Source organism: Pseudogracilibacillus amylolyticus (SeqCode) (genome assembly GCF_051918545.1).
Lineage (GTDB): Bacteria > Bacillota > Bacilli > Bacillales > Amphibacillaceae > Pseudogracilibacillus.
On record NZ_JBPPZG010000016.1, the window covers coordinates 1 to 14,293 of the forward strand.

Here is a 14,293-nt window from a genome sequence, read left to right on the forward strand (position 1 = left end):
TTATCTTGCACACTGTGCTGAACTTCTTCAATTTTTTCTTCGAGTTTTTGTTCGCTTTCTTTTTCTTTCCGTAGTTGGTTCGTAAGTCTTGTTACAATGAGTGCAGCAGTAATTCCTTGATAGCCAACTGCTGCATATAAATCATCTTCATTAACAAAATTAAACTTTTTACATACTTTTTTAATATTTTCTGGTGTTAAGACTTCTTTTGGTGTAAAACCAAGTTCCTGAATACCTTTTTCAATTTCGGCTTTCCCTTTTTCAATATTTTCTTCTTTACGTTGTTTCTTGAAAAATTGTTTAATTTTATTTTTCGCTTGAGAAGATTGGGTTATTTTTAACCAATCTTGAGATGGGCCATAGGAATGGCGAGATGTAATAATTTCTACAATATCTCCATTTTTTAATTTATAATCTAAAGGCTCCATTTTACCATTTACTCGAGCACCAACTGTTTTATTTCCAATCTCAGTATGAATACGATAAGCAAAATCAAGTGGGATTGAGCCAGACGGGAGTTCAATTACATCCCCTTTTGGAGTAAATACATAAACCATATCCGAAAACAAATCTATTTTTAATGATTCAACAAATTCTTCTGCATCATGCGTGTCATTTTGCCAATCTAATATTTCTCTGAACCAAGTGAGTTTACCTAAAAATGATTTTTCATTAGGCTTAATCTCCTTACCTTCTTTATATGCCCAATGAGCGGCAATCCCGTACTCAGCAATTTTATGCATATCTTTTGTTCTAATCTGCACTTCGAGTGGATCTCCCTTGGGACCAATAACAGTTGTGTGAAGGGATTGATAAAGATTTGCTTTCGGCATTGCTATATAATCTTTAAATCTACCAGGCATTGGTTTCCAATACGTATGGATGATACCTAAAACAGCGTAACAGTCTTTAATACTTTCAACAATAACCCGAACAGCTAGCAAATCATAAATTTCATTAAATTCAACATTTTGCGTTTTCATTTTTCGGTACGTACTGTAAATATGTTTAGGTCGACCGGAAATTTCGGCTTCAATTCTAACCTTGGCCAATTCTTCTGCGATATCGGTCATTACTTCGTCAATATATGATTCTCGTTCATCTCGCTTCTGTTTCATTAACTGAACGATACGATAATACTGTTGTGGATTTAAATAACGAAGTGCCGTGTCTTCTAATTCCCATTTGATTGTAGACATACCTAGCCGATGGGCTAACGGTGCAAAGATTTCGAGTGTTTCATTTGCTATTCTACGTTGTTTATTTGCTGGTAAATGTTTTAATGTCCGCATATTATGCAGTCTGTCAGCAAGTTTAATCAAAATAACACGAATGTCCTTTGCCATCGCGACAAACATTTTTCGGTGATTTTCCGCTTGTAGCGCTTCTTTTGATTTATATTTTATTTTCCCTAATTTTGTAACCCCATCAACTAGCATTGCAACTTCGGAATTAAATGCTGCTTCAATTTCTTCTAAACTTGTTTCCGTATCTTCCACGACATCGTGTAATAATCCACTGGCGATTGTTTCATGATCCATTTCTAAGTCAACTAAAATTCCAGCAACTTGAATGGGGTGGATAATATAAGCTTCTCCAGATTTACGGTATTGATCAATATGTGCTAATTTAGCAAATTCGTAGGCTCGATAAATAAAGTTCACTTCTTCTTGGGTTAAATAGCTTTTAGTCTTTTCAATAATGTCTTCAATCGTTCTATTTTTATCCTTAGACACGTTATCACCTTAATTTTAGAAAACTAGGCTTATCAAAGCCTGTAGTTGCACTGATGCGGGAGGAAATTTCCTATGCTTTCTTATGTGCAATGCCAAATAAGTTATTCGTATTTCATTAATGTTAACACATCGTAGTCTTTAAGTTTACTCATTCCATCTAAATAGGCTAATTCAATTAAGAATGCGCATCCTACGACAATACCACCAAGTTGTTCTACAAGTTTAATCGTTGCTTCAATAGTCCCTCCCGTTGCGAGAAGGTCATCTGTAATTAACACACGTTGTCCTTTTTTAACAGCATCTTTATGAATTGTGAGTACATTCTGTCCGTACTCTAAACCATAATCTACTTTAATTACTTCCCTTGGCAATTTTCCTTCTTTTCGAACTGGTATAAATCCAACTTCTAATTGGTATGCAACCGGACAACCGATGATAAATCCTCTAGCTTCCGGTCCCACGATTAGATCGACTTCTTTTTCTTTAGCATATAAAGTAATTTCATCAACCGCTGCTTTAAATGCTTTTCCATTTGCCATTAAGGGTGTAATATCTTTAAATTGGACTCCTGGTTTTGGCCAGTCATCCACAATTGTAATATATTCTTTAAAATTCATGTAGTAGTTCCTCCTCAGTAGAACCGTTTATACGAATAGAGTTTTCAAACCATGATTTTAATTCTTCGTATGTAGAATAATACAGTAATTTTTCTATTTTTCCTTGTTCTACCCTTTTTTGATATGTTTTTGAAGTTTGTAATGCTTTTTTTTCTGCATTTTTATTTATATAAATTACATTATCCCGAATCGTGATAAATTGTAGATCAAGAAAAACCTTTAAAATGAAAATAACTTTGTCTTTCGTCCATTTTTTCATTTGCATTACACTAGGCAAATCCACGTTTAAATGAATGGGACAGTAGTTAAATAAATAAGCATATAACCATTTAAAATCTTCCCGATTTGGAATCGACTCTAAATAAGCATTATCAGTAATTGTATAGGATGCATGTATAAAATTTGGATTTGTTTTGTAAATAATTTTCTCTAAAGTATTCAATTCACTCGGTAAATCATAGATGAATAATATTTCCGTCTGCGGTAAAGTTTCTATATGTTCATTATAACTGATAATGGTTATATCGTTAAAGTCACTAACATATTGATATATTTTTTCACGATCATTGCATACAATTAGATTATTTTTAAAAGAAGCAATATATGGATTAATATTTGCAGCGCTTTGCCTACCCCGGAAATCTAATAATTGCCATTCATTGACGGCTATGTCCTCAATTAATACTTGAACTGTCCGGTTTCCATTCCACTCGTTTATCTGTAATTTACCTACAACTTCTATTTCAGATTGAGGTGAAATATAATAATATAAATGCCCAAGACCAAAACCAACTGCATCGATTCGATGGCCATTTTCCATAAATTGTAGTTTTAAATGGTTTTTTGCTTGCCCAATTTGTCTTATCTGAGTCGGCTTACTTATAAAATGAAAAATAGGTTCTACATTCCCCAAACCAAACGGAGATAATTGATTGATCTGCGTTACTAATTCTTCCGTCATCGTATCAATAGAGATCGAACTATGAACATTGATTATTTGCTTGAAATCTTCTTCGTTTAATTGGGATAAAATTTGTCTATTTAAATTTTCACTAATTTCTTCTAAATTTTCAAACGGAAACGTCATTCCCGCAGCCTGTGCATGTCCGCCAAAACTAGAAAACAAATGTCTAATTTCCATTCCATTTTTAAATAAATTAAATGCAGGGATACTACGAGCCGATCCTTTTAACTCATCTGTTTCTTCTTTATACGTTAACATCATTACAGGTCGATCATATTTATTCACAAGCTTTGAAGCGGCAATTCCAAGCACACCTTCATGCCAATCTTCATCATATAGGATGATAAAACCATCCGTTTCATTTACCCTCTGTTCCGCTTCTTTTACTATATTACTAACAATTTGCTTTCGTTCAATATTTAATTCTTCAATTTCCTCAGCAATTTGCTGTGCTATCTCTTTATCTTCAGTAAGTAAAAGTTCTACCGCAAGATGAGCGCTTTGCAATCTACCGACAGCATTTAATCGCGGTGCAATTGAAAAACCAACATCTCTTGCGGTTATCGGACCATCGAGATTACATACTTTTTTTAACGCCTTTATCCCTAAATTTCTACTTTTTTGTAGCTGTTCGAGACCGTTAGAGACTAATATTCGATTTTCTTTAATTAATGGTACTAAATCAGCAATAGTCCCGATGGCAACAAGATCTAATAAATGTATCGGCATTTCATCTAATAAGTAATGGGCAAATTGAAAAGCAACACCGACGCCTGCCAAATGTTTAAAAGAATAGTTTGGCGATAATATTGGATGGATAATTGCTAAAGCATCTGGAATTTCCTCTTGTGCCTCATGGTGATCAGTTATAATAAGGTCAAGTCCTAATTTTTTTGCATAATCGGCTTCTATACTACTTGCAATCCCATTATCGACTGTAATTACTAATGAAACAGCTTGTTTTTTAAATTGCTCTAGTACATTTGTATTTAATCCATATCCCTCAGTAAAACGATTTGGTATGTAAAAATCACAAATCGCACCAAGATCGTTTAAAACACTTATTAATAACGCTGTTGATGTAATTCCATCTGCATCATAATCCCCATAGACTATTATTTTTTCTTTATTTTCAATTGCCGCTAAAATTCTATCTTTTGCTTTTGCAATCTCTGCAAATTTAGATGGAGATTCCAAATCGCTTAATTGGGGCTGTAAAAACTGTTGTTGTTCTTCTTTTGAAAAGAGCCCACGTTCATGATATAAGGATTCCAAGATAGTAGATGGAGTAAATGCTTGCTTTTTTTCACAAAAAAAATCCCACTTCGCCTTACTCTTTAACATAAAGTCACTCCCTATTATTTATCACGCTCTAGAGCAAGGTCTCTTTAGTTAATCGTTATTATCTGTTTCACTAGATAAGCTAGATGTTTTGAATCGTTCCAATTCAGTCTCTAAAGTAATAATCTGTTGTCTTAACTGTTTAGTTTCACGCTTAAGTTCATAGTATTTTTTCATGCTTACAAACGCTGTGACAACGCCACCTAATAATACAGAAAACAAAATAACAAAAACAAGTGGGGATGTACCACTCCAGAACAAATAATTTACTTCAACAACTTCTACATTTAACACTGCAAATATTGAGATTAAAATAATGAAGACAATTGCTAAAATAACATACGTTTGACCTTTCATGATTCATCACCCTTAACTATAATTTATACTTGCGGACCTTCTACTCGCTTTTTCTTTCTAAAATCAATTGGTTTTTCTTTTAAATTACGACCACGCCAGACAAGCCATAATTGGGAAGCCAAAAATAATGATGAATATGTTCCTGCTAGCAAGCCGATAACGAGTGCAATTGCAAATCCAAAAATGGATTCAGCACCTAAAATTAAAAATGCCAATACTGCAATAAGGGTTGTCGTTGTTGTATTAATACTTCGCATAAATGTTTGAATCAAACTTCTATTAATAATTTTTGCTAATTCTACTTTAGATTTGACTAGTTTATTAGTAGCTCGAATGTTTTCTCTTATGCGGTCAAATACAACAATTGTATTATTAATCGAATAACCGATAATTGTTAAAATCGCTGCGATAATCGTAACATCAAATTCAATTCTAGCAATGCTAAACACGACAAGCATAATAAATACATCATGCAATAATGCGATAATTGCAGTTATGGAGAAGAAAAATTCAAACCTGAATGTCACATAAATGATCATTCCGATTAATGCAACTGCAAGTGCATATACTGCATTTTTAACAAGTTCTTGTCCTACAATCGGAGAAACGACACTAACACTTGGTTCATGACCATATTTATCCATAACATAGGTTTTTAAGTCGGATATATCGGCTTCTGAAAGAACGGTATCGAATCGCATTACGGCAGTTTCGTTATTTTCGCCAGATAACACAATTGATTTTGCTTCTAATCCTAATGTATTTAAGTCGGATTCTATATCGGTTTGCGTAAGACCTTCATCTGCAAGTACTTCTACCCGCGATCCACTAGTAAAGTCGATACCTGGGTTGAGTTGAAATAAACCGAGTGATAATGCCCCAAGAATAACGACAATGATCGTCGTAATAAACATCTTCTTCCTATGTTTTACTATATCGAATGTCCGGTTAAAAATAGTTGGTTCTACTTCTTTTTTGGAAGCAATATCTTGAATCTGCTCTTCTTTTATACCGAACCAGCTTTTTCTTTTCGTTAAAAATCCACTGTTTACCCATAATCCTAAAAGCAGTCTCGTTCCATAAACGGCAGTTAAGAAGCTCACTAAAATACTTACAATTAGCATCGTAGCAAATCCTTTAATGGAACTTGTACCAAAGATAAATAATACTGCAGCAGCAAGGATTGTCGTAATGTTTGCATCTAATATCGTTACAAGGGAACTTTTTCCCCCTGTTTTAAATGAAGCAAGTACTGATTTTCCACTCCGTAATTCTTCTTTAATTCGTTCAAAAGTTAGTACATTGGCATCAACAGCCATACCGACCCCTAAGATAAGTGCTGCTATCCCCGGTAATGTCAAGACGCCATTCATTAATTCAAATACTAATAAAATGAGATAGACATAGATTATCACATTAATCCCAGCAATCAAACCCGGGAAACGATAAACTGTGAGCATAAATAAAAAGATCGCAATAATTCCAATGATTCCAGCAAAAACAGTTTGATTTAACGCTTTTTCTCCAAACTGAGCACCAACAGAAGTAGAGAATAATTCTGTCATATGAACAGGTAGTGATCCAGAATTAATAATATCTGCTAGTCTCTGTGCTTCTTCTACTGTGAAATTTCCAGTAATTTGAACATTTGTATCATAAATTGGTTTCGATACTTGCGGCGCAGAAATAAATTTTGGTTCTGCTTTTTGTACTTCTTCTTCAAATGAATCGCCTTCTTGGAAATCCATCCAAATAACAAGTAAATTGTTAGGTGTACCCATATTTTGAATTTCCGTAGTTACTTCACCAAATTTATCAGCGTCTTTCAATTGTAACGTTACAATTGGCTGATTAGACTGTGGGTCAAAATCTTGTCGGGCACTTCCTTCTTTAATATCTGTCCCATTTAAATATTCCTCATCATTTACATCACGAAAAGAAAGTAACGCAGATGTAGAAAGTATTTCGCGGGCTTCCGCCTGGTCTTCCACCCCAGCAAGTTGTACCCGAATTCGGTCTTCACCTTCAATATCAATTACTGTTTCACTAATTCCTAGTCGATTAACCCGGTCATTTAATGTCTGAACCGTTGCTTCGAGTAATGTTTTATCTACCTTTTGGTCTTTATCAACCGGCTCGACTTCATAAAGTATTTCAAATCCACCTTGCAAATCTAAACCTAAGTTTATTTTTTTACTTATTCCCGTAACCGTCGTACTAATCGTGCCTATAAAGATTAGAACAATTAGTAGAAAGGCAATAATTCTACCTCTTTTTTTCATACATTAATTCCTCTCTTTTTGCCGTTTTTTAAAAATTCGTTAATTGTTTTCACCTTTCGTTAACGCTTCAATGGATGCCATTAAGTCATCATCTTCCGATTGAAGGGCATTAACTGTCATAAAATTCATATAAATAGATGGTGGTAAGTGAAATATATCTTGTATCACTTCATACAATTTTTTTTTCGGGTTTCCTTTCCATACTTTTTCCTCTAAACATCTCCAAATTTCATCTTGTGTTACATCTGTATAACCAACTAATTTAAATTCGCTTTCTTTACTTTCAAGTGCAGGAATAATATAAGACTTCCACTCTTTTACCGTCTTTTCTTCCACATACATTCCTCCTATTATACTAACCATCAATTGCATCTATATTACATTTACTATTGCTTGTCATTCTACCCGTGTACAAGCATATACATAAATTGAAAAGCAATTTCTTAAAAAAGAAAGTAGGGCGTTACATTGACAAAGCAATCATTTATCCGTGGAACAATTGTATTAATCATCGCTGGAATGATCACGAGATTATTAGGTTTTGTAAACCGTATTGTTGTCGCACGGTTAATGGGTGAAGAAGGTGTTGGCTTATACATGATGGCAATGCCATCTTTATTTCTGATCATTACTCTAACACAAATTGGACTACCTATTGCAATTTCTAAGCGAGTTGCTGAAGCAAATGCTCAAAATGATCGGTATAAAATCAAACAAATTATTACTGTATCCTTTCTTATTATAGCATGTACAAGTATCTTTTTTACTATTTGTATGATTTTCCTTGCACCGCTTGTAGCAAATTATTTATTAACAGATGATCGTACTTTATATCCTTTACTAGCAATTAGTCCGGTTGTTCCAATTATCGCAATGACTTCAGTAATAAAAGGATATTTTCAAGGTATGCAAAACATGACGCCCCAAAGTATTGCAATCGTCATTGAACAAATCATTCGGATTACTGCAGTATTTTTTCTCGTTTCGTTCTTGCTTCCATACGGTGTAGAATTTGCTGCAGCAGGAGCAATGATAAGCGTTGTAATTGGAGAGTTAGCATCGCTTTTATATCTTTTCTATACTTTTAAACAAAAAAAGACTATCAAAGTACGGCACCAATTTTTCACTTATTTAAAAGGAAGCAAACCTGTACGGAAACAATTATTTTCTATCGCCCTTCCAAATACCGGTAGCCGTCTGATCAGTTCTTTTGCTGGTTTTCTAGAACCAATATTAGTTGCTCAAAGTTTAGCGTATGCCGGAATTGCTACAAAAGATGCAACGAGTCAATATGGTGAATTAACCGGCTATGCGATGCCATTATTATACCTTCCAACCTTTATAACGAATTCATTATCAATTGCATTAGTTCCTTCCATTTCTGAATTAGAAGCAATCGGCAATAAAAAACTAGTACATTACCGAATTCATCAAGCAATTCGAATTTCATTTGCATCTGGTGCTCTAGCCACGATTGTCTTCATATTATTTTCAATACCTATTTTAACATATATGTACGGGACAAGTAACGCAAGTAAATATATTATTCTAATGGCGCCTTTTTTTCTACTATTATATATTCAATCCCCATTACAGTCAGCATTATTTGCACTTGACTTAGCAAAATATGCGATGTGGAATAGTTTAATTGGTTCAGTTGTGAAATTTTCTGTTCTAATTTTACTTGCTTCAAATAAAAACATTGGAATTATGGGAGTTGCCATTGCCATTAGTACTAGTGTTGTTCTGATTACTTTTCTACATCTAGCAACATTACACAAAACGATACAATTTACGATACCAAAAATGGATATTTTTAAAATGATTGTTTTAGTCAGTGCAACTTACGGTTCAGGGTTCTTATTAAAATCTACTTTATTTAATAATAATGTGGGATTAGTATCGCTTATTTTAATTTTAATTATTTTATCTGTAATTTATCTTATCCTTTTATTTGCACTCCGTTTCATCACAGAACAGGAATTAAAGCAAATCCCATTAATTAATAAATTTATAAAAAAATAGTTAGAAACATGTCTATTTTTAAACTCTATGAATAAATATAGTTTTAAAAGGGGGGTTTTTGTGAAGAATTCTTATTTAGTAGCTGTTGTTTACGGATGGATTTCTATTCTAGTTCTAATTCTTATATCAAGCACTTTCCTATCCCTTGTTGTTCGTTTTACTACGGTTTCTGAATTTACTTTATCGTATATTTCGTTAACAATTGGACTAGTAACACTGTTCATTGGTGGGATAATTGCTGGTTTAAAAGGAAAAGAGAATGGTTGGATTGTTGGAATCTTAACTGGTGGAGGTTTTACTCTATTAACTTTCTTAATTCAATATTTAGGATTTAATGAGGTTTTTTCCATCAAACAGTCAATTTATCATCTAACCTATATATTAGCAGCAGTTGTCGGAAGTATAATTGGTGTAAATCTCATGACAAATAAGGCATCATCATAGAAAAAAAGGCGCTGAAGCCGTAGTCTAAGTTCCAGGAAGCCCTACTCTTAGCCAGTGAGCGAGTCAAGAAAGATTTATACTTTTGTATGAAAACAAATCTCTTAATAGAGAGTGACTGCGTAATGCGGATCCCTGCTGGTTTCTTATATGCCAAAAAAGCTTGCAAATTAGCAAGCTTTTCTTTATGTAATTCTATACTCTAATCTTGTTTAACTTCACGGACAGCTGCACGATCAAACGTTAATTTTGTATTGTTACAGCTAATCACAATTGTATTTTCATCTATAGCATCTACAATACCATGCAGCCCACCAATTGTTACAATTGGATCTCCCTTTTGTAAGTTTGATTGCATTTCTCTTACTTGCTTTTGTCTCTTTTGCTGAGGTCTAATAAGTAAAAAGTAAAAAATCACAAACATTAATATAATCGGTGAAAGTGATATTAATGTATCCATTCATCTGCCTCCTCTCTAAAAGTTTTGTGGATTTTCTTTATTGAAGCCGTAATTTTCAAAAAAAGCTTCTCTAAAATCACCAAGTCGATCTTCGCTTATTGCATTTCGGACTTGCTTCATTAATTCTAACAGAAAATAAAGGTTATGATAAGTAGTTAGTCTAAATCCGAATATTTCATTTGTATTTATTAAATGGCGAATATAAGCTCGCGAGTAATTTCGACATGTGTAACAATCACAATTTTCATCAATTGGGGAAAAATCTCTTGCATATTTTGCATTTCGGACGACAAGTCTTCCTTTAGATGTCATACATGTCCCATTTCTTGCAATCCTTGTTGGCAGTACACAATCAAACATATCTACCCCTCGAATCGCCCCTTCAATGAGTGAGTCTGCTGAACCTACACCCATTAAATATCTTGGTTTATCAGAAGGCATTAATGGGGTTGTAGCTTCTAACACATCATACATAATATCTTTTGGTTCTCCGACAGAAAGCCCTCCAATTGCATAGCCCGGAAAGTCTAAAGAAATTAAGTCTTTTGTACTTTGTTTTCGCAAATCTTTAAATTCCCCACCCTGGATAATACCAAAAAGGGCTTGATCTTCCTTGCGCTGATGGGCTTCTAAACAACGTTCAGCCCAACGCGAAGTACGATTTACTGACTTTTCCATATAGTCATAAGTTGCCGGATATGGTGGACATTCATCTAAAACCATCATAATGTCCGGACCAAGATCATTTTGAACTTGCATCGCTTTTTCGGGTGAGAAAAAAAGTTTTTCCCCACTTAAATGATGCCTAAAATGTACCCCTTCTTCCTTAATGTCGCGAATTTTACTGAGGCTAAATACTTGAAAGCCACCTGAATCTGTTAAAATTGGGCGATCCCAATTCATAAAGTTATGTAAACCACCCGCTTCTTTCACAATATCCTCCCCAGGTCTTAGCCATAAATGATAGGTGTTAGATAGGATAATCTGTGCGTTCATTTCCACTAATTCCTCGGGACTCATTGTTTTTACTGTAGCCAATGTACCAACAGGCATAAAAATCGGTGTATCAAAACTTCCGTGGGGTGTATGAACTTTCCCAAGTCTAGCGCCAGTTTGTTTACATGTTTTAATTAATTCGTATTTTATTGCCATACTATTATTCATCCTTTTTAGGTTCAATAAACATTGCATCTCCAAAACTAAAAAAACGATATCGATGTTTGATTGCTTCTTCATAAGCCAGCAATATAGTCTCTCGTCCAGCAAGTGCACTAATTAATAGTAGCAATGTAGACTTAGGTAAGTGAAAATTAGTGATTAATCCATCTATCGCTTTAAACTGGTAAGGTGGATAAATGAAAATATCTGTCCAACCAGAGCTTGCTGCAAATCTGCCATCAAATTTATTTACTATTGTTTCAAGCACTCTCGTCGATGTTGTTCCGACCGCTATTAACCTGCCATTATTTTCCTTTACGCTATTTAAAGTTTTAGCATTTTCTTCTGACAAATGATAATATTCAGCGTGCATCTTATGTTCTTCAATTGTTTCACTTGTCACTGGTCTAAATGTTCCTAAACCGACATGCAATGTTACATAAGCAATGTGTACGCCTCGTTCTTTAATGGAATCTAGAAGTTCATTTGTAAAATGTAATCCTGCAGTAGGCGCGGCTGCTGAGCCATTCTCTTTCGCATAAACAGTTTGATATCGTTGGCTATCCTTTAATTGTGCTTTTATATATGGTGGTAATGGCATTTCTCCTAGTTCTTCTAATACTTCCAGAAAAATACCATTATATTTCAGATTTAGTAAACGTCCACCTTCTTTATCTTCTTCTATACATGTAGCAATTAATTTCCCTTCTCCAAAAACAATTTCTGTCCCAACTTTTACTTTTTTCGCAGGTTTTACTAAAGCTTCCCATATGTCTTTATCTGTTTCATGCAATAATAAAATTTCTATTTTTGCCTTCGTATCACTTTTTACGCCAAATAGTCTTACCGGTATAACTTTTGAATTATTTAATACTAAGCAATCTCCAGGCTTTAAATAGTTAATGATATTGGAAAAGATATCATGTTTTATTTGCTGATTATTACGATCTAAGACAAGTAGTTTAGAGGCAGCTCTATTTTTTAACGGCATTTGCGCAATTAACTCTTCCGGTAATTGATAATCATAGTCTTCCATTTTCATAAAAAACTTCTCCTTATTAATGCGTGTTCAAAAAGGAGGATAAAAAGGACCAAGTCGGCTAAAGTCGCCACGTCCTGTCAGCAACGCCGACACTAGCACGTCCTATGCGTCGAAAGTTCGAGGCGGCGCAGCTCCCGGCAGCGGACTTTCACAGGATGTGATGACTTCCGTGTCGCCCACAGGACGTGGGCGGTTTTAACGGAAGATCCCCTGCCGCATTTAGATACATGAGCGAACGCTTCTAGCACGCAGAAAAAGTGCTTTCCTTTTTCAAGGAGCGGAGAAGCAAGCCAACGAGCTTCCACAGGATGTGGTGACTTCGACGTTCGACACAGGACGTGTCGGTATTTAGTCGAAGTTCCCCTAATGGTGTGTCATTTTTACCGGACTTTTTGAACATCCTCTATTAGGTTAACGAAATCTCCCGATGATATAAAAAATAGCCGTCAATATAATACTTACTACAATAGACGTCATAATTGGAAAATGGAAGGAAAAATTCCCTTTTTTAAAGCTAATATCTCCAGGTAATTTTCCGATAAACGTCCACAAAGCTCCTATGATAATAAAAATTACTCCAATTAATAAAAACATTTTTCCCATATGCATCATGGATCACCTTTTTATTCCAAAATGTGTAAATGCTTTCTCGGTAGCAATACGACCTCTAGGAGTACGCTGGATAAATCCAATTTGTAATAGATACGGCTCATAGACATCTTCTATTGTTTGGGGTTCTTCCCCAATCGTTGCAGCAATTGTATCAAGCCCAACTGGTCCGCCCCCAAAATCCTGCAATATTCCTTTTAATAATTTATGATCAATATGATCAAGACCTACATGGTCGACCTGTAACATTTCTAAGGCTAGTTTGGATGTCTCGACTGATATTTCTGTTTCTCCTCTTACTTGGGATATATCGCGAATACGTTTTAACAATCGATTTGCTATTCTTGGGGTTCCTCTTGAACGACTAGCTATTTCTATTGCCGCTTCCTTTGAAATTGGCATGTTAAATATAGAAGCGGTGCGTTCAATAATGGTGCACAAATCTTTCGTTTCATAAAACTCTAATCTACTCAATACACCAAAACGATCACGCAGTGGCGCTGATAATAAGCCTGCCCTTGTCGTTGCACCTACTAATGTAAAAGGAGGCAAATCAATCCGTACTGATCTAGCACTTGGTCCAGTTCCTATAACGATATCTAAAAAATAATCCTCCATCGCCGGATAAAGTACTTCCTCAACAGATCTTGGTAATCGATGCACTTCGTCAATAAATAATACATCCCCAGGTTCAAGAGAAGAAAGAATCGCAGCTAAATCACCTGATCTTTCTATAGCTGGTCCAGAAGTAGATCTGAATTCGACACCCATTTCGTTTGCGATAATGGCTGCTAATGTTGTTTTTCCAAGTCCCGGTGGACCGTAAAGTAATACGTGATCTAAAGCTTCATTTCGCATTTTAGCCGCTTTAATAAAAATGTCTAAATTTTCTTTTACTTTATTTTGACCAATATATTCGCTTAATATTGTGGGGCGGAGACTTAATTCAACAACGGAATCTTCTTCATTTTGCTCGCCAGTAACGATGCGATCTTCCACTTTTACCTCTCACCCTTCATTAAAAATGACTATTTTCTAAAAAGATTAAGACTGTACATTTGTTTATCCACCGAAAAGATTTTTACACAAAATTCATAAACTGTTGAGTAATGAGTAGTTGAAATCTACCTCAACGGAAAATAGACTTGGTGCTTGCTCACTCCTTACCTAAATTTGTGTTGAAAACCGCTTCGGCAGAATACTACGCTTTCCACGGGCACGGCTTCAGCCTCCTCGCGGAAAGACCACCGCTGCGGGGTCT

General features: G+C 34.9%; 13 protein-coding genes. 2 read left to right on the forward strand and 11 right to left on the reverse strand.

Features of this window, described 5'->3' with window-relative positions:
- From ACPYKA_RS03340 to ACPYKA_RS03365, 6 genes are all read right to left on the reverse strand, one after another.
- On the reverse strand, window positions 1-1,736 hold a 1,736-nt coding region (locus ACPYKA_RS03340), incomplete at its 3' end, for a RelA/SpoT family protein (protein WP_479540992.1).
- Window positions 1,737-1,837: 101 nt separating this feature from the next.
- Window positions 1,838-2,353, reverse strand: a complete 516-nt coding sequence (locus tag ACPYKA_RS03345) for an adenine phosphoribosyltransferase (protein WP_479540993.1) — start codon at window positions 2,351-2,353, stop codon at window positions 1,838-1,840.
- A complete protein-coding gene (recJ, locus tag ACPYKA_RS03350; RefSeq protein ID WP_479540994.1) occupies window positions 2,343-4,661 on the reverse strand; it encodes a single-stranded-DNA-specific exonuclease RecJ in 2,319 nt (772 codons plus the stop codon). The genes ACPYKA_RS03345 and recJ overlap by 11 nt, the downstream gene beginning before the upstream one ends.
- A gap of 48 nt (window positions 4,662-4,709) precedes the next feature.
- Complete coding sequence (locus tag ACPYKA_RS03355) at window positions 4,710-5,015, reverse strand: LapA family protein (protein ID WP_479540995.1); 306 nt, start codon at window positions 5,013-5,015, stop codon at window positions 4,710-4,712.
- Window positions 5,016-5,038: 23 nt separating this feature from the next.
- Entirely contained in the window at window positions 5,039-7,297 is a 2,259-nt protein-coding gene (secDF, locus tag ACPYKA_RS03360) for a protein translocase subunit SecDF (RefSeq protein ID WP_479540996.1), read from the reverse strand.
- Between the two features lie 39 nt (window positions 7,298-7,336).
- On the reverse strand, window positions 7,337-7,639 hold the full coding sequence (locus tag ACPYKA_RS03365; protein WP_479541021.1) for a post-transcriptional regulator: 303 nt from the start codon (window positions 7,637-7,639) through the stop codon (window positions 7,337-7,339).
- 126 nt (window positions 7,640-7,765) lie between these two features.
- Here ACPYKA_RS03365 and spoVB point away from each other — a divergent pair, with 126 nt between their 5' ends.
- Both spoVB and ACPYKA_RS03375 read left to right on the forward strand, forming a co-directional pair.
- A complete protein-coding gene (gene spoVB, locus ACPYKA_RS03370) occupies window positions 7,766-9,322 on the forward strand; it encodes a stage V sporulation protein B (RefSeq protein ID WP_479540997.1) in 1,557 nt (518 codons plus the stop codon).
- 60 nt (window positions 9,323-9,382) lie between these two features.
- Window positions 9,383-9,766 carry a TIGR04086 family membrane protein gene (locus ACPYKA_RS03375; RefSeq protein ID WP_479540998.1) on the forward strand — a complete coding sequence of 128 codons (384 nt, stop codon included), beginning with the start codon at window positions 9,383-9,385 and terminating at the stop codon, window positions 9,764-9,766.
- A 199-nt stretch (window positions 9,767-9,965) separates the two neighbouring features.
- Here ACPYKA_RS03375 and yajC read toward each other — a convergent pair whose 3' ends face one another.
- The 5 genes from yajC to ruvB all read right to left on the reverse strand — a co-directional run bounded on the left by yajC (window position 9,966) and on the right by ruvB (window position 14,031).
- Entirely contained in the window at window positions 9,966-10,223 is a 258-nt protein-coding gene (gene yajC / locus ACPYKA_RS03380) for a preprotein translocase subunit YajC (protein WP_479540999.1), read from the reverse strand.
- A 15-nt stretch (window positions 10,224-10,238) separates the two neighbouring features.
- Window positions 10,239-11,375: a tRNA guanosine(34) transglycosylase Tgt gene (gene tgt / locus ACPYKA_RS03385; protein ID WP_479541000.1), complete on the reverse strand. Its 1,137-nt coding sequence runs from the start codon at window positions 11,373-11,375 to the stop codon at window positions 10,239-10,241.
- Between the two features lie 4 nt (window positions 11,376-11,379).
- The gene (gene queA, locus ACPYKA_RS03390; protein WP_479541001.1) at window positions 11,380-12,423 is read right to left on the reverse strand and encodes a tRNA preQ1(34) S-adenosylmethionine ribosyltransferase-isomerase QueA; all 1,044 of its coding nucleotides are present in this window, start codon (window positions 12,421-12,423) and stop codon (window positions 11,380-11,382) included.
- 411 nt (window positions 12,424-12,834) lie between these two features.
- Window positions 12,835-13,035: a DUF2905 domain-containing protein gene (locus ACPYKA_RS03395; RefSeq protein WP_336264176.1), complete on the reverse strand. Its 201-nt coding sequence runs from the start codon at window positions 13,033-13,035 to the stop codon at window positions 12,835-12,837.
- Between the two features lie 3 nt (window positions 13,036-13,038).
- A complete protein-coding gene (ruvB, locus tag ACPYKA_RS03400; RefSeq protein WP_479541002.1) occupies window positions 13,039-14,031 on the reverse strand; it encodes a Holliday junction branch migration DNA helicase RuvB in 993 nt (330 codons plus the stop codon).
- Between the last annotated feature and the right edge of the window lie 262 nt (window positions 14,032-14,293).